The sequence below is a fragment of the Halobacteriovorax vibrionivorans genome (genome assembly GCF_003346865.1).
Taxonomy (GTDB): domain Bacteria; phylum Bdellovibrionota; class Bacteriovoracia; order Bacteriovoracales; family Bacteriovoracaceae; genus Halobacteriovorax_A; species Halobacteriovorax_A vibrionivorans.
The window spans coordinates 827,473-847,266 of sequence record NZ_QDKL01000001.1 but is presented as its reverse complement, the minus strand read 5'-3'; the positions used below and the strand labels follow the sequence as shown (position 1 = coordinate 847,266).

Here is a 19,794-nt window from a genome sequence, read left to right as displayed (position 1 = left end):
TTACCTCAGAATTTAATCATCTCATTAACTGCTTTAGAGCTAATTGAATCATAAGTTTTAATTGCTTTTTGAATTGAATCGAAATGTCTGTGTGCCTTAATAAGGTCTGACATTTCAGATACAGCATTAACATTTGATTGTTCCACAAAGCCTTGATGGATTGATGTGTTTGTTTGTTCTTTTAGATTGCCCTCATTATTATTCACAAATAATGAGTTCCCCTCTTTCCTTAGGGCATGAATATCATTGAATTCAGCAATATTAAGTGCACCAACTTGATTATTATTGGCATAAACTGCTCCATCTAATGCGATGGTAATATTCTTTGTCCCAGGTGGGATTGCAATTGGCTCATTATCATCACGGCCAATGACAGGATATCCTTCTTGTGTCGTTAGGATTCCATCTTGTCGTAATGAAAGAGTGCCTCTTCGTGTATAGCGAATACCTTTTGGAGTATCGATGGTTAGAAATCCCTTTCCTCGTAGTCCAATATCGAGTGGATTACTTGTAGGAGAGAGCGTTCCTTGCTTAAAGTTTGTATATGAGCCATCTACTTTTACCATTGCATGTTCTGCTCCATAACTACGGTAGAAGTCTTCTGGCGCCCATTCTTTATTAGGCAAGTCGATATCCTGCGTCCCTTTATCGAGGGCCGTTAGATACTCTTTGAATGCGAGTTGATCTTTTTTAAAGCCTGGCGTGTTGGCATTTGCAACATTATTGGCAATTGTATCAACTTTCTGTTGTTGTGCGATTGCACCGGATAGCGGTACCCATAATTCTTTCATCTGCCCTCCTGGCAAATTCTTCTTCTACTATATCAACCGAGGTGCCAAATTACCTACATAGGTAAAATTGACCCATGATGTAAGTGTCCATTATTACGCATTTTTATTTAAAGAATACGTAAAGTATGGGAATATTATGTCATTGAAGATCTATTAATGTTGAAAAAATGACACGGTGAAATATGGCCAAGAAGATTGATATTGAAAAAAACCTACAAAGATTAGAGGAACTAGTTCATGGGCTTGAGTCTGGTGAGTTAACTTTAGACGATAGCTTAAAGAACTTTGAAGAGGGAGTGAAACTATATACTGATAGTAAAGGCTACCTTGAAAAAGTTGAGAAAAAAGTTCTAGAACTCACAGATAAGCTGGAAGAAAAAGAGATTGAATAAGATAAATTTCATCTTAACATTTCTTGTCTTACTTTTATTAAGTAATACATGCCAAACAAAGGAGCGCGCAACTAGTGAGGATAGAGTTGTTACCATCTCCGTTGATACCGATGATCAGCAGGTTGTTCCAGATGTAGATGAGAAGTCCTCTTATACGGAATACGGCCCAGGACAAGTTGCAAGAGAAAGCGTTGTTGAAGAGGTTGAAAGAATTCAGACTGCTGGAATTATTATCGGTCCAAATTCATCTTATAATACCGATGTGATGGACTACGTTTCTTGTTTACTAAAGAGTGATGTGAAAATTAATTTTGTAGCTGGCCTAGGGAAGTCTGCTGTTGTGGCCGCCCTCTTTTCCCAGACTAAGAAGCCTGAACTTGTTAAGTGGAAATTCTTCAGACTTAAAGATAAAGAGGATATTGATGATATGCTCGAAGAGCTTTCTCTTTCTAAGAGAGCGATTAAGCGCTCAACGGTGGCCCTCTATCTTGCAAAGCCGAAAGATAAAACAATTTCCTTTGATACTAAAGGTGATATCGATAGCAATATAAGAAATAATATTAAATTGAATAAATTAATTATGAACGGTGCTTATAAAGTCGATGTAACAAAGGGTTCACCTTTAATTGCAAATAAAGTTTTTTTCTTCTCATATGATAAAAAGTTATCGGTTTCTAAAAATCATATAAATGGTAAAATGGTTCAAATCAATATGCCAAAGCAAAATTACAGCTTAGTTAAGAAGTGTGAAATAATAAAAGAGAATTTATGAAATATTTTAAACGATTAGTCGTCTTAATGTCCTTTCTAGTTTTGATTGGAGGACTCGCTTGCTTTTCTGTCTTAGTGTACTTTTCATTTACACTGCCAAAAATCAGTAGCCTTGCAGATTATAATCCACCAATTAAATCAAAGATATTATCTAAGGATGGTGTGATACTTTATAATATAGGGAAACAAAACCGAGAGTTAGTTGAGTTTGATGATATCCCGCCAAGAGTTGTTGATGCTTTTTTATCAGCAGAGGACTCAAACTTCTACGAACACGAAGGTGTTGATTACGTCGGTGTTCTTCGTGCATTTGTTGCCAATATCAAGGCCGGACGTGTTGTTCAAGGTGGTTCAACGATTACTCAGCAGGTCGCAAAATCACTTCTTTTAACTTCAGAAAGGTCAATAACTCGTAAGATAAAAGACTTTCTTTTGGCACAAAAAATTGAGAAACGTTTTAATAAGAAAGAGATTCTCTATTTATATCTTAATCAAGTGTATCTAGGTGGAGGATATTATGGAATTAAATCTGCTTTTGAAGGTTACTTTAATAAGGAATTAAGTGAAGCCACAGTCGCAGAGTCCGCTCTTATTGCTGGACTTTTAGTTGCTCCTGGAAAGTATTCTCCTTATCGAAATCCTCAACATGCAAAAACAAGACAAGCCTATGTTCTAGGTAGGATGTTTGCTAATAAGAAAATTACAAAAGAAGAATATCAAGAAGCTTTACAAGAAAAGATTAAATATCAACTACGTAAGAATAGTCCTTTTTTAGCTGGCTATTTTACTGATTGGGTACGTCGTCAAGCAATTGATATCGTTGGTGAGGAGAACTTCTTAACTAATGGGTTTACAGTTCAAACGACTCTTAATTACGAACTTCAAAAAACTGCCGAAGAAAGTATTTTAGAAGGGGCGAAAGAAATTGATAAGAGACAAGGATATAAAGGTCCTGTTGGTCATATCGATCTTGAAAAGCTAGATGAATATATCGAAAAGTTTAGAAAGGACCTTTATAAAGATAAGTCTAATTACTTTACTCTGACTGAAGATAATGAAAGAGAATATGAAATTCAAATGCAAGAAGATGAGCTAGAGGTTCTTAAAGAGTTTACTCAGGAACAGATGTCTAAACTATATTCTTCACGGTTTTACACTGGTTATAATAGTGAAGACCAACTTCTTAAATACTTAGAAAAAGACAAGCTTTATAAAGCTGTCGTTCTTCGTCTTGATAGCCGTATGAGAAATATAATTATTTCTGTCGGTGGGATAACTGGCGTAATACCTTATCATCACTATCGTTGGGCGCACGAAAGAGCGATTACTGATAATGTTAAATATTGGGGATATGTTAAAAATCCAAATACGATCCTTAAAAAGGGTGACGTTATCCAAGTTCGCATCACTGATTTTAGTACTAAGCTAGAGAATACAATTTATAAAACATATCGTGATGATTTTAGACGCATGAAGGATTATAAGCACCTAAAGGATCAAAACTATTTGATGTGTGCTCTAGAACAGGAGCCTGAGGTTCAAGCAGCACTGATGAGTTTAAATCCATTCACTGGTGAAGTTGTTTCAATGTCCGGAGGTGTAGACTTTGATAAGAGTGAGTTTAATCGTGCCTTACAATCAAAGCGTCAGCCAGGTTCTGCATTTAAGCCTCTTCTCTTTGCCGCTGCTTTAGAAAATGGTTACCTTCCTAATACAATCATTCTCGACACACCGGAGGCCCTTGGTGGTGCTAATCAAGAGTTAAATTGGAAGCCGAGAAATTATGATGGTAAGTTTAAAGGGCCTATGACCTTAAGGGAAGCTCTTGAACATAGTCGTAATATACCAACAATTAAGTTGGCCCTTGATTTAGGGATGGATAAAATCTTTAACTTCTTAGATCGTATTGATTTTCATGCTGATATGCCAAATGATCTTTCAATATCTTTAGGATCATTTGGAGTAACATTACTTGAAATGATTCGAGCATATTCAATCTTTCCAAATGGTGGAAAGAAGGTTCTACCAAAGTCGATTATTTCAATTACAGATCGAAATGGTAAGGAGTACTTCTTTCAAGATGATTTTGCGACTCAATCAAAGCTTGAGCTTGAAAAGTTAGCAAGAGAGTCAAAGGATGAAAATCGTCCAGAAAATGTTCGTGAAAAAAATGAAAATGGAAAAGAACATAATGAATTTGAAAAAGAAGCCGTTAATCCATATCTATTAAATTTAAATGAAGAACAAGTCTATGACCCACGTCTGGCCTATATTATGACGAATCTCTTAAAGGGTGTCGTGCATTACGGAACTGGACGTCGAGCACTTAGTACAAGTCAATTTATAGGTGGTAAGACTGGAACCACAAGTAGTTATGTGGATGCATGGTTTCTTGGTTTCTCTCAAAATATTGTAACTGGTGTTTGGACAGGGATGGATGACAATCGATCTATGGGTTGGCCAGAAACGGGAACAAAAGCTTCTCTTCCTATTTGGAATGAATACATGAAGCGCTCAATTCAAATCTATGGTGAGCGTGATTTCCAAATGCCTCCTGGAATCGTAAATGTTTCTATTGATAAGAAAACTGGTGAGCTTGCAACTGGATCAGGGCCTAAGTTTTTGGAAAGTTTTGTTGAGGGAACAGAGCCAGGTTCAAATTCAAAGAATAACTACTTTAAAAAAGAGGAAAATAGTCAGGAATCTGGAGCGATCCTAGAAGATGACGATTTCTTTAACAATTAATTAAAATTTGTCGTAAATATTCCGCTATTTTATCCGAGAAGACATAGTAAGAGCGCATAAAGCGCATCTTCTCGGAGCCTTTTTTGGAATTAGTTCATAAAAAACACAGAACTTATATCTATCTAGCGATCGCTGCATCGCTACTTGTGCATCTTGTGATGATGCCTTCCAAAATGACTTCTCTGAGTATGATCTCTCTGCCTAAGCTCGATAAGAAAGAGCCTCAGCGCATTCGTCTTAAGTTAAATAATAAGGCCCGACAGATTGTCACTACAGCAAAGGCCAACCAAGAACTCGCTGATAAGGCCAAGTTTCTTAGTGAAACTAATAATAAAGTTGACCGAGAGACGAAGGCAAAAGTTGTGGATTCTTTTAATCTTGGGGGCCTTGGTAATGCTAAAGTTGACCAAAAGGCTCAAGGGAAGAAAGCCAAGAAGCAAAATAAGAGAAAGTTAACGAAGTCAAAAACAGGACGTATTAGTTTTCAAGACTTTGCAGTATCGCAAAATACTTCTTTAGAAAAAGATCAAAACCTAGTTAAAGGTACAAAAACAGGCGCAGAGAATAGTCGCGGGATTGCTAGCTCAAATGACCATTTAGAAGATATCAAATTAGGGGATATCACTAAGCTAAATACAACAGAGTATAAGTATTACGGTTTCTACTTTCGAATAAAGCAACAACTAGAGCAGCATTGGGGTAGCACTTTAAGAGAGAAGATGGAGGCGATCTATCGTCAAAACCGCAGAGGCCCAGCAGGAAGTAAATTTCTAACAAATGTGCGCGTTGTTTTAAATGAAAAAGGTCACATTGTTAATGTTATTGTTCAAGGCTCGTCTGGAGTAAAAGACCTAGATGATGCAGCGGTTGAATCCTTTAATAAAGCAGGACCTTTTCCAAATCCACCAGCTGGAATGGTGAAAAATGGTTTCGCAAATATTGACTGGGGATTTGCCGTTACAAAGAACTAGTGCTTTGTATTTCCTTTAAGCATTTTCTTGATATTGTTGATACCTTCCATAAGAACATAGTCAGTCCAAACTTGATCAAGCTCTTTGATAGTTTCCACAATTTTAATAGCTGCTTGATCGTAAGAGATACGATCAGTTTCTGCTAATTGTTCAATTGCATTTGAAATCGCTGCGATTGCTGAAGAGTTGCAAGCCTGACTTAATCTATCCTCATAAGTAGTATCGATCTTTCTTTCTTTACCCTTAATGATTGCTGTGTTGATTAGCTGAATAGATTCTTGATTATTGTGCATTTAATACCCGTCTCAATTTATTCGATATCAGTGAGAATTGGGAGTATGAGGCCTTAGCATTCATTCGTAAAGGAAAAAATTGTGGTAATGGAAATATTTTTTATGTTGAATTTGTAAGTGTTTGAAATACAAAAAAGCCCTCTATAAGAGGGCCTTGATATGATAGAAAAAGTTATTTTCTAATAATTATTCTTGACACAGAGATTCGTAATCTTCGTTGCTTAAAAGGTCACTTAACTCATCTTGATTTGTCATTTTTACTTTAACCATCCATGAATCATATGGATCAGAATTAAGACTATCTGGTGCATCAGGAAGCTCTTCATTAACTTCTGTTACAACACCTGATACTGGAAGATAAAGATCACTTGCTGACTTGATTGATTCAACTACACCAAAAGTATCATCTTTTGAAAACTCTTGTCCTACTTCTGGAAGTTCAACGAAAACAATATCACCAAGAGAGTTTTGTGCGAAGTCTGTAATACCAACAGTTACGATATCACCTTCTGCTTTTACCCACTCATGTTCTTTAGTATATTTTAGTTCTGTTGGAATGTTGTTCATTATTTATGTCCTCCGCTAACAAATGGTTTTGTATGGTAATTAGTATCTATAATATTCTTTCTAATTTGTATTTTAAATTTTTTATTTTCTGGAAAACGTTCTCTTTGTACGAGTCCAAGACAGATACCTTGGGAGTTTGTTACTGACATTGTTCCACTTGTAACTTTTCCAATAACTTCATCTTGCTCATTTAAAATAGGATAACCTTCTCTAGGTATACCTTTATCAATTGATAACTTCACTAGACGATACTTTGAAGTTAATCCATCTAATGCTTCTTTTCCAATAAACTTTTCTTTTTTAAGTTTAACAGTCCATTTAAGTGCCGCATCAAGTGGTGTCAGCTCATCATTCAGTTCATGGCCGTAAAGTGGATAACATACTTCTAGTCTAAGCACGTCACGAGATGCAAGTCCACATGGAGTTACATCAGCATTTAAAAGCTGTGACCATAATTTCTTAATTGTTTCATGGCCTCCAAAAATTTCAAAACCATCTTCTCCTGTATATCCAGTTCGTGCCATAATAACGTCGCAACCACTCCATTCACTTTCGTAAGCTGAGTAGTATTGTGCATTCGTAACGGACTCAAAACCTAGTGAAGCAAGTACCTTTTCAGTCTTTGGTCCTTGTATCGCTAATAGGGAATAATCATCTGATTTATTTGTTAATGAAATATCAAAGCCATCGGTTTTTGAGGAAATCCAACTCCAGTCCTTTTCTATATTTGCAGCGTTAACACAAATCATAATCTTTTCATCGGCCAATTTATAAGCAATAAGATCATCGACTACAGTTCCGTCTTCGCGGCAAAGAGGTGAGTACACAGCTTTACCTGTTTGCGCACCAGCAAAATCATTAGTTAAGATATAGTCAACAAATGTGATAGCGTCTTTACCCTCAACAAAGAATTCACCCATATGTGAGACATCAAAGACACCAATATTATTTCTTACAGCTTCAACTTCTGCCTTTACTCCTGCATATTGAATAGGCATTTCATAACCAGCGAAGTCTGCCATTTTTGCTTTTAGGTCGCGATGGGCCTGTGTTAGGGATGTTTGTTTCATAAATGTCCTTGTATTTTATTTTTTGGCCGCGCTAATGAGGTTTTGTGAAACACTAAAGATTGTCATTGGCCCTACACCTTTTGGAACAGGTGTTATTGCTGCAACTTGATCTTTGATATTAGCAAAGTCACAATCTCCACATAATTTTCCATCTTCACTGCGATTGATTCCAACATCAAAAATTATCTGAGAATTATCATCTCTAAAATATTCTTTTGTGAATAGTTTTGGAGAACCGATTGCTGTGACGATTATATCTGCGGTTTTAGTTAAATCTTTTAGGTTTTGTGTTTTTGAGTGAGCTAAAGTTACTGTTGCATTTAAATTGGATAGTAGAAGAGAAAGAGGCTTTCCTACGATAAGACTTCTTCCAACAATAACAACATTTTTACCTGCAAAATCAATTCCATAATACTTGGCCATGGTCACAATTCCTTTTGGAGTACATGGAATCATGGATGTCTCACCAAGTTGACCACGATAAAGTTTAGCGACATTTTCATAATGAAAACCATCGACATCTTTATGGGGAACAACAAGGTCTGTGGTATCGATTTGAGATAAGCTTTTTGGTAGTGGGAGTTGAATAAGAATACCGTGAACCAAATCATCATTATTGAATTCGTTTACGACTTTTAGAAACTCTTCCTCTCCTGTGGATTCATCGAGGTTGATGATCTCACAACTAGCTCCAATTTTTTCTGCAAATTTTTTCTTACTATTTGTGTAAATAACGCTTCCTGGATTATTGCCAACAAGGATTACCTTTAAGCAAGGAGTTATACCCTTAGACTTTAAGGATTTACACTCATCTTTGAGGACTTCAACCTGTTTTTCAATAACGGGCTGAGCATATAGTAATTTAGCTTCTTTTTGCATCGATCTATATTATCTTTAACACTAAGTATTGGCAATTTCAGAATTACATCGTATTCATTGATTTATGTTTTTTTGGTTAGGATTAGCACTACAATTAATAGGTTTTGCCTCAGTTGGTCTCTGTCTTTTTGCTGGATTGCAAAAAGGTGATTATGAAATGCTCGAACTTTATCAATTCATTGGTGGCTCAGCAGTATTTTATATCGGTCATATGATAAAAGGCGTAGATCGCTCGTAAATTCGAATTTTTCGTTTATACTAAGAGTTATGTATATTCTTGGAATTGACCCAGGATCTCGTACCACTGGTTGGGCCGTGATTGAAGTTGAGGGGCGAAAATTTAAATACATTGACTCGGGTGTCTTAAAATTTGATAAGATACCGGAATTTCTCGATCGTCTCGCTACTATCTCGATGTCAATTAAAGATATTGTTTCACTTCACAAACCTGATGAAATCTCAATTGAATCTCTTATCTATGTAAAGAGCGTCCCTGCTTTATCAAAATTGGCCCAAGCTCGTGGAGCACTTATCGCAGGTCTGTCTGAGAAGTATCAGGGGAAAATCACAGAATATTCACCAAACTTAATAAAATCTACTGTCACTGGTCATGGCCATGCAACTAAAGAAGGTGTTGATAAGGCCTTATCGATGATTTTTGGCAAGATTACATTTAAGTCACATGATGAGTCAGATGCCCTTGCTATAGCCTTATGTCACGCGTTGAATCGTGGACAAAGAGCAAAAATAAAGGGAAAATCAACACGTACAAAAGCGCGTACATTAAAAGAAGTATTTTCTAAGTAGGTTTTATGATTGGACTATTGCAAGGAGAAGTCGTTTTCAGTGACGGAAACGAGTTGATATTATTTTCACCTTCAGGTGTCGGACACCAAATTTATTTTCAGCACGTTCTACCGGAAGGTTCAATTGCTGCAATTTTTATTTCTCATATTGTTAAAGAGGCGAGTGAGGAACTTTTTGGTTTTCGTTCACTTCGTGAAAAGAAAGCATTTGAAATGCTCTTAAGTGTTAAAGGTGTAGGTCCAAAAGGGGCCTTTGCTCTTGTTACGAGTATTGGCGTTGATAATATAATTGATGCAATTCTTTTTGAAAATAAGAAGACACTTCAAAAGGCTCCTGGCATTGGTGCCAAGGCCGCTTCACAAATCATTCTTGATTTAAGTGGAAAAGCCCAAAAAATAAAAATGTATTCTAAGGCTTCAGCAACAGCTACATCTGTACCAGATACAGTAATACAGCCAACTCTTAATCTCGAAATAATTGAAGAAACAATTCATGCAACACCATCATATGATTCAGCTTTAATGAATGATGCCATAATGGCATGTAAGGAACTTGGTTTTACTGAAGATAAGGTTATGCCTCTTGCTAAGAGAATCTTAGATGAGAATCAAATTACTAGAGCTGAACAATTAGTTCACCTCGTTTTAAAAGAGGTCTAAATGTCTGATGAACGAATTTTCGATCCTGAACTAGGTGAAGAGGAAACAAAGAAAGAAGTTCTTCTAAGGCCTAAAGACTTTACTGAATATATTGGTCAAAAAAAGATTGTTCAAAATATCGATGTCATGGTGAATTCTGCTGTAAAGAGAAATCAGTCTATGGACCATGCTCTTTTATCGGGACCTCCTGGTCTTGGGAAAACATCATTGGCCATGATTATTGCAAATGCACTTGGGAGTCATCTGCACGTTATCTCTGGACCTGCCATTGAAAAGAAAGGTGATCTCGCCGCTATCTTAACTAATTTAGAAGCAAGAGATGTTCTCTTTATTGATGAAATACATCGCATGCATATCTCAGTCGAAGAAATACTTTACTCAGCGATGGAAGACTATCGACTTGATATTGTAATTGGAGATGGAGCTGCGGCACGAACAATGCAAATTGATATTGCTCCCTTTACTTTAATTGGGGCAACAACTCGTTCAGGTTTATTATCAAATCCTCTTCGAGATCGTTTTATGGCCCACTTTCATTTTGATTTTTATCAACCTGAAGAGTTAGCTAAAATTATCTCTAATAATGCAAAGAAATTAAGCTTGGGAATTGATGAAGACGCTGAGCTTTTAATGGCAAGGTGCTCAAGGGGAACTCCGCGAATTGCCAATCGAATTCTTAGAAGAGTAAGAGACTTTGCTATTGTTCGTGATTCATCACATGTAAATATAAATGACGTAAAGAAATCTCTTGAAATGATGGAAATTGATGAACGTGGACTTGATCGTATGGATCGAAGAATTTTAAAAGTGATTCAAGAATACTATGGTGGCGGGCCAGTTGGTATTGAAGCTCTTTGTGCGACTCTCGCAGAAGATCGTTCCACAATTGAAGATGTCTATGAGCCTTTCTTACTTAAGGAAGGATTTTTAATACGTACGCCAAGAGGTCGCGAGATCTCACAAATTGCAAAAGAGTTGATTAATGAAAAATAAGTTTTTTATCTTAGTTTTAGTTTTTTTATCCCTAAATTCACAAGCAACATATGATCTCCACGCTGGAGCTGGATTTCGCTCCTATGCCCTAGGTGCTGCCGCTCGTATTGAAGGTGGAGCTAACCAGGAGCTTTGGCGCCATAATGATCAAATCTATGGCTTTCTTCGCGAGGCCGCTTATTTTACGACAAGTGGAACCATTAATACGATTGGTGGAAAGATTGAATTCTTTCCAATTTCAATTCTTGGTTTCGTAGCAGGATCAGAACAAGTTTATCGCTCTTCAAAAGAGTTAGATACTTTTGATTGTGATGTTCAGGTTTGTGACTCTGATGGAACTCGTTCTTATTTAAGAGTTGATAGTGTTCTCGGATATAAGAAATTCGTCATGATTAATGATTATCAACGAGATTACTTTGATTACGACTTTAAGGGTGAGGTAGCAAATGCCCTTCATACACTTGAGATCCAATCAGATGATATTGTAAACATCATGAGAAATATCATCGCATATCAATATAGTGATAAGTACACATTTGGAATTATTCATTTTCGTACTTGGTCTGAAAAAACAAAACAGGATAAAACATTTGTTGGTTTTTTAAATCAATTTAAAAAAGAAAAGTGGACTTATGATGTGGTTCTTGGTGGGAATCGTGATCGATTTAACCGCAATCACTTCAGTATGCTACTACAATTGAAATATGATTATAAGAAAGGTTTAAGGTTATTTTAAATGAAGAAAATTTTATTACTTGCACTCGCACTATTAATGACATCATGTTCATTGCTCTATGGGAAGCTTGGTGGAGATTTTGATTATGAACCAAGTGAATACGAAAAGCTTCCTAAACACGTAAGAGAATTCATCGAAAAGTCATATGATGGAATAGACTTAAAAAAATTAAGAGATACTCACTTACACATTGTTGGCCTTGGAAATAGTGGCAGTGGCATTTGGGTTAACCCGCATATGAAAGATTGGTTTAATCACCTGTCTAAGTATAATCGATTTAATGTTTATATGACGGCATCTGGTGTTGATGATGAATCACAAGCCGATGAGCAATATATTGCACGCTTAACTGAATTGATGAGATATCAGCCTCATTTCATTCCAGCATACGCTTTAGCTTTTGATTATCACTATAAATTAGATGGCACGATAGATTTAGAACACTCAGAGTTTTATGTTCCAAATGAATATATCGCTAAAGTTGTAAAAGAAAATCCTGTCAATTTTAAAATGGTTGCTTCGATTCATCCATATCGTCAGGATGCACTTGAGGAGCTTGAAAAATGGGCCGCTCAAGGTGTTCGATTTGTAAAATGGCTTCCAAATGCCATGGGGATTGATCCATCAAATAAAAAAGTTCTTCCTTTTTATAAGATGATGAAAAAATATGACATGACACTGATCTCTCATGCAGGTGAAGAAAAGGCCGTTGAAGGAGATAAGTTTCAAGAGCTTGGTAATCCTCTTCGTCTTCGTCCTGCACTTGATATGGGAATCGATGTAATTATCTCTCATGCCGCCTCAAGAGGTAAGTGTGCCGATCTGGATAACGGTGGAGTACAAGCAGAATGTTCAGATCTATTTTGGCGTCTTTTCAAAGAAAAGAAATATGAAAAGAACTTATTCACTGACTTATCGGCATTAATTATCTACGAAAGACTAAGCCAGCCTTTAATTGAAATGATTGAGAATAAGCAATTTCATTCACGTGTAATGTATGGTTCTGATTATCCACTACCTGCAATCAATTGGATCTATCGAACTACTGATCTGGTTGAAAAAGGATTTATTACAGAAGAGGAAAGAGATATTCTTAACGAGATCTATTCAATCAATCCTCTCTTATTCCACTTTGTGGCATTAAGAACAGTAAGGCATCCCAAAACTGGAGAAAAACTCACAGATGAAGCGTTTGAAATGCCTACACGTCTTTTAAAAAAATAAGCTATTTTTTAATAACTGCCATTGTCAGACGAGAGATACATACTAATTTGTCTTTCTCGTCTGTAATGCGGATATCCCAGATATGAGTTGATTTTCCCAGATGGACAACTTTGGCCTTGGCCGTAACGAGCTCACTTTGAACTGGCCTAACGTGATTGGCGTTTATCTCAAGTCCTGCAGCATAGTACTTAGAAGAATCCAGTACTAAATTAGAAGCGATAGAGCCAACAGATTCTGCTAAAACACAGCTTGCCCCTCCGTGAAGGACGCCATATGGTTGCCTTGTTCTCTCATCGACTGGCATTGTTGCTACGAGATAATCATCACCAAAGTCTGTCACTCTAATATCGAGATGCTCGACACAACAGCCTTTGTTGAACTTGTTTACGTCACTTAATTCGAATTCTTCATTCCATATATTCATAAATAAAACCTTTTGAACGTGTTATATTTAGATAAGCTAATATTGTTTTATCATATGCATTTATTTTAGGGTTATTATTAAAAGAGTGGAAGGCTTGGTTAATTTTTGTTACAAAAAGCTTTAACATGGTAGATTTGGTAATATTTTGCTGGTATTTGACGATACTTGCCATATATTGCTGCAAAGTTTAAAATGGAATGAAGTACTTAATATTAGGTGAATTTAAATGTTAAACCAACGAACTATTGCTAAGACAGTTACGATTACGGGAATTGGAATCCATTCTGGTGAGAAGGTTTCTATGACTCTGCATCCAGCTCAAGCAGATTCTGGTATTTCATTTAAAAGAACAGATATTAAGGACTCAGAGATCCTAAAGGCGACTGCTACGACAGTTGGGGCCACTGAGAATAATACTGCTATTGGTTCTGGTGCGGGCGCAGTTCACACAGTTGAGCACTTACTTTCTGTTCTCTACGGTTTTGGTATTAATAATTGTTTTATCGAAATTGACGGGCCAGAAGTTCCTACAATGGATGGATCAGGTGCCTCTTTCTTATATGTCATTAAAGAGACAGGTATCCAACAATTACATAAAACGAAGAAATTTCTAGTAGTTACAAAGCCAGTGGAAGTTAAAGTTGGCGAAAAATGGGCAAGAATAGAGCCTTGTGAAAAGCTAATAATTGACTCAACTATTGTCTTTAAACATCCTATTATTAAGACACAGCGTAAAGAATTTGAGTTTACTTGTGAAAATTATATAAATGAAATTGGAAGAGCACGTACTTTTGGATTCTTAAGAGATGTCGATATGCTTAAGAGAAAAGGTTTAATTAAGGGTGGCTCTCTCGATAATGCAGTTGTTCTTGATGACTTCAAAGTAATGAATCCTGATGGGCTTCGTTTTAACGATGAATTTGTGAGACATAAAATTCTTGATACAATTGGTGATATTAGTCTTTTAGGTTATGAAATTGCCGGAAAAATAACTACTTATATGTCAGGTCACCACGTTCACAACGTGCTTTGTCGTAAGCTTTTAGAAACACCAGATGCCTACGAAATCGTTTCAGCTACTACTTTAGAGAAAGAAGCAGTACAGGCATTTGATCTACCCATGGCCCTTGCGCCGTCATTCTAATCAGTCTATATAAAAATATTTTAGCATTTAAAGCGTGATCAACCACGTGTACAATGATATTGAATTTTCATTATCTTACGTTTTTTCGTATTAATAAAAAGAGAGATTTACATGATTCTATCAAAGGGATTTTGGCAAACTTACAAAGAAGTACCAGCTGATGCAACGATCGCTTCACACCAATTAATGATGAGAGCAGGTTTGATTCATAAGTCAGCTGCTGGATTATATAATTATCTACCAATGGGATATCGTTCGATTCGCAAGGTTGAACAAATTGTTCGTGAGGAAATGGATAAGGCTGGATGCTATGAAATGCTCATGTCTGTAGTTACTCCAGGTGAACTTTGGCAGGAAACTGGACGTTGGGAAAAGATGGGCGGTGAAATGCTTAAGTTCAAAGATAAGGCTGATCGCGATCTTTGTATTTCTCCAACAAATGAAGAGGCCATCACAGATGTCTTTAGAAAAACAATTAAGTCATATAAAGATTTACCTCTATCTCTTTATCAAATTAATACAAAATTTCGTGATGAAATCAGACCTCGTTTTGGGCTAATGCGTGGCCGTGAATTTATAATGAAGGATGCATATACTTTTCATGCAACAAAAGAATGTTTAGATGAAGTATATGACAGAATGTATGAAGCTTATGAAAATGTTTTTAATCGTCTTGGACTAGAATTCTCTGCCGTCGTAGCAGATGGTGGTGCAATGGCCGATGGTGATGCAAAAACACATGAATTTCAAGTTATTGCTGATTCAGGTGAAGATGCAATTATCTATTCAAATGAAGCAAATTACGCCGCAAATATTGAAACTGCTAAAACAATACGAAAAGTTGAAAGTGCTGCTAAAACAGGAAGTATGGCCGAAGTGTCGACACCTGGAAAAGCAACAATTAAAGAAGTTTGTGAATTCTTAAAAAAGAATGAGTTTCATTCTTTAAAATCACTTGTCTATAAAGCTAGAAATGATGAAGAAGAAAAGTTTATTCTTGTTCTTTTATTAGGTGATGATGAGCTCAATGAGCTGAAACTTGAAAAAGTATATCCTGGCTATGAAGTGACGACTGCTACAGACACTGAACTTAAGGCCCTTGGCCTTATTAAGGGATTTATTGGTCCTGTTGAAATCTCAAACCTTGATATTGTATTTGATACTCAGGTTGATCTAAATGCTGCATATGTTGTTGGTGCTAATAAACTTGATATGCACTTAGAAAACTTTGTTCCAAAAGAAGTTATTAAACAAATTAAAACAGCAGATCTAAGGTTGGCATGCTCTGGTGATTATACTGTTGATGGAAAGCATCAAGTTGAATTAAAGCGAGGGATTGAAGTTGGTCATATCTTCCAACTTGGAGATAAGTATACAAAGGGAATGGATGCTACCATCTTAGATCAAAATGGTAAGGCCATGGCACCACTTATGGGATGCTATGGAATAGGTGTAACTCGTTTAGTTGCTGCTGCAATTGAGCAGAACCATGATGAGAATGGAATCATTTGGCCGGCCGCTATAGCACCTTATAATGTTTCATTTGTAGCGATTGTAAAATCCGAAGAATACAAAGAAAAAGCAAACGAACTATATAAAACACTAATCAACAGTGGTCTTGAAGTTGTCTATGACGACCGCAAGGCAGGACCAGGATTTAAGTTTAAGGATGCAGATCTACTTGGTTTACCTCTCCAGGTTGTACTTGGTGAAAGAGATCATAAAGAAGATGGTATGCTTGAGATTCGTATACGTCGCTCTGGCGAAAAAATAAAAGTGTCTCAAGAAGACTTAATATCTAAAGTGAATGAGTTACTAAAGGAACTGTAATGGAACAAGATTTAATTGTTGGTGTTCATTCAATTGTACATGCAATTCGCAATCCTAAAAGAACAACAGTAGAACTTATCGCATGCGAAGAAGGGCTAGAAAAACTCAATAAAATGGGAGGGCTCAAAAAGCATGAATTAGATGGTTTAAATATAAAACTTGTTTCTTCACATAAGGTTCAAGAGCTTGCTAAAGAGCTCTACGCTAAAGAAGACTTCCAATACTCAAGAGTTCCTTCTGGTGTACTTCTTGTAAGTTCCGCTAAGAGTATTTCAGAAACGAAACCTCTTTTTGATGCAATAGATGCTGGTGAAGAAGTTAAAATATTATGCCTTGATGGTGTAACTGATGTACATAATGCTGGAGCAATTATGCGTACAGCTGCATTTTATAATGTTTCACATATTGTTTTTGCTGTTAAAAATAATTTTAATATTGGACCTTCAATGGCCAGAATCGCTTCTGGTGCACTTGAGTATATTGAAATAGTAAAATGTAATTCACTACCAAAATTCTTATCTGCTCTAATAAAACGAGGAGTGACACCTGTAGGACTTACAGAACATACAGATGATAATGAAATTGGTGAAATAGCAGGAATCAAATGTTTAGTGCTAGGAGCGGAAGATAGAGGTCTATCACACGCTTCTGTACGATTATTAGAGAAAAAAATTCGTTTAGAACCAATAGGAAAGATTGAGTCCTTGAATGTTTCTGTTGCTGCAGCGATAGCGATGGAGAAAGTTTTTTCTTAAAATTATTTAAAAAAAACTTGCCAAATTTTTTGTTCTCTTTTATAACTTATTTCCATCGCAGGAAATTTGGGCTGGCATAGCTCAGTTGGCTAGAGCAGCGGTTTTGTAAACCGCAGGTCGTAGGTTCGAGTCCTATTGCCAGCTCCATTTTTACTACGATTGTGGCGAGGTTGCCGAGTGGCCAAAGGCAACAGACTGTAAATCTGTCGGGGTATCCCTTCGATGGTTCGAATCCATCTCTCGCCACCATTTTAAAAAATATCTTTACAGATAATTTTTAAAAGGCTATAAAAGATAAATCTTATGCGGGCGTAACTCAGTTGGTAGAGTGTCAGCCTTCCAAGCTGAATGTCGCAAGTTCGAACCTTGTCGCCCGCTCCATTAAAAAGCTCCCTTTTGGGAGCTTTTTTTTTGCCTTTTTTCTAAGTTTTCAATTAAAATCTCTGTACACATCTTGTGATGCTCGCGTGGCTCAGGGGTAGAGTACTTCCTTGGTAAGGAAGAGGTCACGGGTTCAAATCCCGTCGTGAGCTCCATTAAATTAAGTTAAATTGTCGTTTTTTGTGCTGTTAAGTATAGATTTTACTGGCAATCCAAGAATTTTATGTTATCAATTTGAGAAAATAAAATTTGTAAGTACGGTTTTTATAGTGATGGCATTTTTTTTATGTTGAATCTATTCTGAATTTATCCGATACTTACAACTCAAAAATAGCTTATAAAGACAAACTAATAGGGTTTTGTTTAACTTTTTTAAGGAGACTTAAGTCATGGCAAAAGAATCTTTTGACAGAAGTAAGCCCCACGTAAACATTGGTACGATCGGGCACGTTGACCACGGTAAGACAACTCTTACAGCGGCAATTTCAATTACACTAGCGAACGCACTTGGTGGTGACGTAAGAAAATTCGACGAAATCGATTCGGCACCAGAAGAAAAAGCTAGAGGTATTACAATCAATACTTCACACATTGAGTATGAAACAGCAACAAGACACTACGCACACGTAGACTGTCCAGGTCACGCTGACTATGTAAAGAACATGATTACAGGTGCAGCACAAATGGACGGAGCAATCTTAGTTTGTTCAGCGGCTGATGGGCCAATGCCACAAACAAGAGAGCACATCCTTCTTGCACGTCAGGTAGGTGTACCAGCGATCGTAGTATTCTTAAATAAAGTAGACCAAGTAGATGATGAAGAACTACTTGAGCTAGTAGAAATGGAAGTAAGAGAGCTTCTATCTTCTTACGACTTCCCAGGTGACGATATTCCTATCGTAGCTGGTTCGGCACTAGCAGCTCTTGAAATGAGAGACGATGCAATTGGTAAAGATAAAGTACTAGAGCTTATGGCACAAGTTGATGAGTATATCCCAACTCCAGCTAGAGCAACAGATCTAGACTTCCTAATGCCAGTAGAAGATGTATTCTCAATCTCAGGACGTGGTACAGTTTGTACAGGACGTGTTGAAAGAGGGATTATCAAGGTAAACGAAGAAATCGAAATCGTTGGTATTAAAGAAACAACTAAGACAACTGTAACAGGTGTTGAGATGTTCAGAAAGCTTCTTGACGAAGGTCGTGCAGGTGATAACGTTGGTCTACTTCTACGTGGTGTAAAGCGTGAAGAAGTACTACGTGGTCAGTGTCTAGTTAAGCCAGGATCAGTAACTCCACACGCGAAGTTCAACTGTGAAGTATATATCCTTTCAAAAGATGAAGGTGGACGTCACACTCCAATCTTCAAAGGTTATAGACCACAATTTTACTTCAGAACAACAGACGTAACAGGTGATATTACACTTGCAGACGGAGTTGAGATGGTAATGCCAGGAGACAATACTTCATTCGCAGTAGATTTAATTACTCCAATTGCGATGGAAAAAGGTCTTAAGTTCGCGATCCGTGAAGGTGGTAGAACAATTGGTGCTGGTACAGTATCTGAAATTCTAGACTAATAAATTTTCTATTGAAGATATAGAGGGGGACCACTTGGTCCCCTTTTTTATTGAGTAGGGATTGCATCCTATAATATGCATGTAAGTTTTTAAATTTTGATTTTTTTCTAAGAATAAGAGATTGACGAGGAAGGCCTTTTTGGGTAACTTATCAATCCAATATCACTACGGGTGTATAGCTCCAATTGGTAGAGCGGCTGATTCCAAATCAGTAGGTTTAAGGTTCGAATCCTTATGCGCCCGCCACTTTTCTTTTAAATATTATTTGTTAATACTTGGAAAATTATCCCATTTTATTGTTTAGACTTGCCAAAGCATGTTAATTAAGGGATATAATCTGGTACTTGTACGTTTAATTTAGGTAAAAAAGGATTTGAAATGTCTCTCATTAAGAGTGAAGACAGCAAAAAGTGGATTAACGCTTTCGTTGCTGCTGTAAGTGCAATTTGTGGATTTATTACGATTAGATTCTTCGAGCAATTAGGAGAATGGTTTGATCTAGAAGCAAAGGTTCCTAACTTTCCAATCACGGTACAAGTCGTTGGAATTGTTGTAGGTTTAATTGTTTTTATGTCAATCGTAAAAAACAAGTCTGCATCGACATTACTTGAAGATGTTTATGGCGAACTAGTTAAGGTAGTTTGGCCTAATAAGGATGATGTTTTAAAGACAACTGTTGGACTAGTAATCGCTTTAAGTATTGTTAGCGGTATCTTTGTTCTGATTGATTACTCATTCAGACAATTACTAAGTTTAATTCTGTAGCCTAACTTAAAAAATTA

The 19,794-nt window shown here is 36.7% G+C and carries 21 protein-coding genes and 5 tRNA genes; 20 read left to right on the top strand and 6 right to left on the bottom strand.

The features are described 5' to 3' along the window. Positions 1 to 5 precede the first annotated feature (5 nt). Positions 6 to 791 carry a flagellar basal-body rod protein FlgF gene (flgF, locus tag DAY19_RS04125; protein WP_114705907.1) on the bottom strand — a complete coding sequence of 262 codons (786 nt, stop codon included), beginning with the start codon at positions 789 to 791 and terminating at the stop codon, positions 6 to 8. Positions 792 to 973: 182 nt separating this feature from the next. Between flgF and xseB the strand changes: the two genes are divergently transcribed. The 4 genes from xseB to DAY19_RS04105 all read left to right on the top strand — a co-directional run bounded on the left by xseB (position 974) and on the right by DAY19_RS04105 (position 5,670). Next, entirely contained in the window at positions 974 to 1,183 is a 210-nt protein-coding gene (gene xseB, locus DAY19_RS04120; RefSeq protein ID WP_162929716.1) for an exodeoxyribonuclease VII small subunit, read from the top strand. After that, positions 1,176 to 1,955 carry a hypothetical protein gene (locus tag DAY19_RS04115; RefSeq protein WP_114705906.1) on the top strand — a complete coding sequence of 260 codons (780 nt, stop codon included), beginning with the start codon at positions 1,176 to 1,178 and terminating at the stop codon, positions 1,953 to 1,955. The genes xseB and DAY19_RS04115 overlap by 8 nt, the downstream gene beginning before the upstream one ends. After that, positions 1,952 to 4,699, top strand: a complete 2,748-nt coding sequence (locus DAY19_RS04110) for a penicillin-binding protein 1A (RefSeq protein ID WP_114705905.1) — start codon at positions 1,952 to 1,954, stop codon at positions 4,697 to 4,699. The genes DAY19_RS04115 and DAY19_RS04110 overlap by 4 nt, the downstream gene beginning before the upstream one ends. A gap of 83 nt (positions 4,700 to 4,782) precedes the next feature. Beyond that, positions 4,783 to 5,670: a TonB family protein gene (locus DAY19_RS04105; RefSeq protein ID WP_133296878.1), complete on the top strand. Its 888-nt coding sequence runs from the start codon at positions 4,783 to 4,785 to the stop codon at positions 5,668 to 5,670. Here DAY19_RS04105 and DAY19_RS04100 read toward each other — a convergent pair. The 4 genes from DAY19_RS04100 to DAY19_RS04085 form a co-directional block, all read right to left on the bottom strand. Continuing rightward, positions 5,667 to 5,963 carry a hypothetical protein gene (locus DAY19_RS04100; protein ID WP_114705903.1) on the bottom strand — a complete coding sequence of 99 codons (297 nt, stop codon included), beginning with the start codon at positions 5,961 to 5,963 and terminating at the stop codon, positions 5,667 to 5,669. The genes DAY19_RS04105 and DAY19_RS04100 overlap by 4 nt on opposite strands. Positions 5,964 to 6,149: 186 nt before the next feature. After that, the gene (gene gcvH, locus DAY19_RS04095; protein WP_114705902.1) at positions 6,150 to 6,530 is read right to left on the bottom strand and encodes a glycine cleavage system protein GcvH; all 381 of its coding nucleotides are present in this window, start codon (positions 6,528 to 6,530) and stop codon (positions 6,150 to 6,152) included. Further along, a complete protein-coding gene (gene gcvT / locus DAY19_RS04090) occupies positions 6,530 to 7,600 on the bottom strand; it encodes a glycine cleavage system aminomethyltransferase GcvT (protein WP_114705901.1) in 1,071 nt (356 codons plus the stop codon). The genes gcvH and gcvT overlap by 1 nt, the downstream gene beginning before the upstream one ends. 15 nt (positions 7,601 to 7,615) lie before the next feature. Continuing rightward, positions 7,616 to 8,479 carry a bifunctional 5,10-methylenetetrahydrofolate dehydrogenase/5,10-methenyltetrahydrofolate cyclohydrolase gene (locus DAY19_RS04085; protein WP_114705900.1) on the bottom strand — a complete coding sequence of 288 codons (864 nt, stop codon included), beginning with the start codon at positions 8,477 to 8,479 and terminating at the stop codon, positions 7,616 to 7,618. Positions 8,480 to 8,543: 64 nt separating this feature from the next. Between DAY19_RS04085 and DAY19_RS15205 the strand changes: the two genes are divergently transcribed. Genes DAY19_RS15205 through DAY19_RS04060 form a run of 6 tightly spaced genes read left to right on the top strand, consistent with a single transcriptional unit; the run spans position 8,544 to position 12,898 of the window. Beyond that, positions 8,544 to 8,717 carry a hypothetical protein gene (locus tag DAY19_RS15205; RefSeq protein WP_158536777.1) on the top strand — a complete coding sequence of 58 codons (174 nt, stop codon included), beginning with the start codon at positions 8,544 to 8,546 and terminating at the stop codon, positions 8,715 to 8,717. A gap of 29 nt (positions 8,718 to 8,746) precedes the next feature. Beyond that, positions 8,747 to 9,286 (top strand): crossover junction endodeoxyribonuclease RuvC, encoded by a 540-nt coding sequence (gene ruvC, locus DAY19_RS04080; RefSeq protein WP_114705899.1) that lies wholly within the window; start codon positions 8,747 to 8,749, stop codon positions 9,284 to 9,286. 5 nt (positions 9,287 to 9,291) lie between these two features. After that, complete coding sequence (gene ruvA / locus DAY19_RS04075) at positions 9,292 to 9,945, top strand: Holliday junction branch migration protein RuvA (RefSeq protein WP_114705898.1); 654 nt, start codon at positions 9,292 to 9,294, stop codon at positions 9,943 to 9,945. Next, on the top strand, positions 9,946 to 10,938 hold the full coding sequence (ruvB, locus tag DAY19_RS04070) for a Holliday junction branch migration DNA helicase RuvB (RefSeq protein WP_114705897.1): 993 nt from the start codon (positions 9,946 to 9,948) through the stop codon (positions 10,936 to 10,938). Next, the gene (locus DAY19_RS04065; protein ID WP_114705896.1) at positions 10,928 to 11,674 is read left to right on the top strand and encodes a hypothetical protein; all 747 of its coding nucleotides are present in this window, start codon (positions 10,928 to 10,930) and stop codon (positions 11,672 to 11,674) included. The genes ruvB and DAY19_RS04065 overlap by 11 nt, the downstream gene beginning before the upstream one ends. Beyond that, on the top strand, positions 11,675 to 12,898 hold the full coding sequence (locus DAY19_RS04060) for an amidohydrolase family protein (protein ID WP_114705895.1): 1,224 nt from the start codon (positions 11,675 to 11,677) through the stop codon (positions 12,896 to 12,898). Position 12,899: 1 nt separating this feature from the next. Here the strand turns inward: DAY19_RS04060 and DAY19_RS04055 are convergent, their stop codons facing one another. Continuing rightward, positions 12,900 to 13,322, bottom strand: coding sequence for a PaaI family thioesterase (locus DAY19_RS04055; RefSeq protein WP_114705894.1), 423 nt, complete (start codon positions 13,320 to 13,322; stop codon positions 12,900 to 12,902). Between the two features lie 226 nt (positions 13,323 to 13,548). Between DAY19_RS04055 and lpxC the strand changes: the two genes are divergently transcribed. The 10 genes from lpxC (at position 13,549) to secE (ending at position 19,777) form a co-directional block, all read left to right on the top strand. Beyond that, a complete protein-coding gene (gene lpxC, locus DAY19_RS04045) occupies positions 13,549 to 14,466 on the top strand; it encodes a UDP-3-O-acyl-N-acetylglucosamine deacetylase (RefSeq protein WP_114705892.1) in 918 nt (305 codons plus the stop codon). Positions 14,467 to 14,577: 111 nt separating this feature from the next. Next, a complete protein-coding gene (locus DAY19_RS04040; RefSeq protein WP_114705891.1) occupies positions 14,578 to 16,296 on the top strand; it encodes a proline--tRNA ligase in 1,719 nt (572 codons plus the stop codon). Continuing rightward, the gene (locus DAY19_RS04035) at positions 16,296 to 17,051 is read left to right on the top strand and encodes a TrmH family RNA methyltransferase (protein WP_114705890.1); all 756 of its coding nucleotides are present in this window, start codon (positions 16,296 to 16,298) and stop codon (positions 17,049 to 17,051) included. Before DAY19_RS04040 ends, DAY19_RS04035 begins: the two co-directional genes overlap by 1 nt. Positions 17,052 to 17,121: 70 nt before the next feature. Further along, a tRNA-Thr gene (locus DAY19_RS04030) sits at positions 17,122 to 17,198 on the top strand. 16 nt (positions 17,199 to 17,214) lie between these two features. Further along, a tRNA-Tyr gene (locus DAY19_RS04025) sits at positions 17,215 to 17,300 on the top strand. Between the two features lie 56 nt (positions 17,301 to 17,356). Beyond that, positions 17,357 to 17,432: transfer RNA gene (locus tag DAY19_RS04020), tRNA-Gly, on the top strand. Positions 17,433 to 17,512: 80 nt separating this feature from the next. Beyond that, positions 17,513 to 17,587, top strand: a tRNA-Thr gene (locus DAY19_RS04015). 234 nt (positions 17,588 to 17,821) lie between these two features. Further along, entirely contained in the window at positions 17,822 to 19,012 is a 1,191-nt protein-coding gene (gene tuf / locus DAY19_RS04010; RefSeq protein ID WP_114705878.1) for an elongation factor Tu, read from the top strand. Positions 19,013 to 19,181: 169 nt separating this feature from the next. Next, positions 19,182 to 19,258, top strand: a tRNA-Trp gene (locus tag DAY19_RS04005). Positions 19,259 to 19,390: 132 nt separating this feature from the next. Then, the gene (secE, locus tag DAY19_RS04000) at positions 19,391 to 19,777 is read left to right on the top strand and encodes a preprotein translocase subunit SecE (RefSeq protein WP_114705889.1); all 387 of its coding nucleotides are present in this window, start codon (positions 19,391 to 19,393) and stop codon (positions 19,775 to 19,777) included. Positions 19,778 to 19,794: the final 17 nt, after the last annotated feature.

Bases quoted from the DNA above. Each gene is read 5' to 3' on its own strand.
- xseB (WP_162929716.1), top strand. From the start codon at position 974: ATGGCCAAGAAGATTGATATTGAAAAAAACCTACAAAGATTAGAGGAA.
- lpxC (WP_114705892.1), top strand. From the start codon at position 13,549: ATGTTAAACCAACGAACTATTGCTAAGACAGTTACGATTACGGGAATT.
- DAY19_RS04110 (WP_114705905.1), top strand. From the start codon at position 1,952: ATGAAATATTTTAAACGATTAGTCGTCTTAATGTCCTTTCTAGTTTTG.
- gcvT (WP_114705901.1), bottom strand. From the start codon at position 7,600: ATGAAACAAACATCCCTAACACAGGCCCATCGCGACCTAAAAGCAAAA.
- DAY19_RS04085 (WP_114705900.1), bottom strand. From the start codon at position 8,479: ATGCAAAAAGAAGCTAAATTACTATATGCTCAGCCCGTTATTGAAAAA.
- DAY19_RS04100 (WP_114705903.1), bottom strand. From the start codon at position 5,963: ATGCACAATAATCAAGAATCTATTCAGCTAATCAACACAGCAATCATT.
- ruvC (WP_114705899.1), top strand. From the start codon at position 8,747: ATGTATATTCTTGGAATTGACCCAGGATCTCGTACCACTGGTTGGGCC.
- ruvA (WP_114705898.1), top strand. From the start codon at position 9,292: ATGATTGGACTATTGCAAGGAGAAGTCGTTTTCAGTGACGGAAACGAG.
- gcvH (WP_114705902.1), bottom strand. From the start codon at position 6,530: ATGAACAACATTCCAACAGAACTAAAATATACTAAAGAACATGAGTGG.
- tuf (WP_114705878.1), top strand. From the start codon at position 17,822: ATGGCAAAAGAATCTTTTGACAGAAGTAAGCCCCACGTAAACATTGGT.
- DAY19_RS04060 (WP_114705895.1), top strand. From the start codon at position 11,675: ATGAAGAAAATTTTATTACTTGCACTCGCACTATTAATGACATCATGT.
- DAY19_RS04035 (WP_114705890.1), top strand. From the start codon at position 16,296: ATGGAACAAGATTTAATTGTTGGTGTTCATTCAATTGTACATGCAATT.
- flgF (WP_114705907.1), bottom strand. From the start codon at position 791: ATGAAAGAATTATGGGTACCGCTATCCGGTGCAATCGCACAACAACAG.
- DAY19_RS15205 (WP_158536777.1), top strand. From the start codon at position 8,544: ATGTTTTTTTGGTTAGGATTAGCACTACAATTAATAGGTTTTGCCTCA.
- secE (WP_114705889.1), top strand. From the start codon at position 19,391: ATGTCTCTCATTAAGAGTGAAGACAGCAAAAAGTGGATTAACGCTTTC.
- DAY19_RS04065 (WP_114705896.1), top strand. From the start codon at position 10,928: ATGAAAAATAAGTTTTTTATCTTAGTTTTAGTTTTTTTATCCCTAAAT.
- ruvB (WP_114705897.1), top strand. From the start codon at position 9,946: ATGTCTGATGAACGAATTTTCGATCCTGAACTAGGTGAAGAGGAAACA.
- DAY19_RS04055 (WP_114705894.1), bottom strand. From the start codon at position 13,322: ATGAATATATGGAATGAAGAATTCGAATTAAGTGACGTAAACAAGTTC.
- DAY19_RS04040 (WP_114705891.1), top strand. From the start codon at position 14,578: ATGATTCTATCAAAGGGATTTTGGCAAACTTACAAAGAAGTACCAGCT.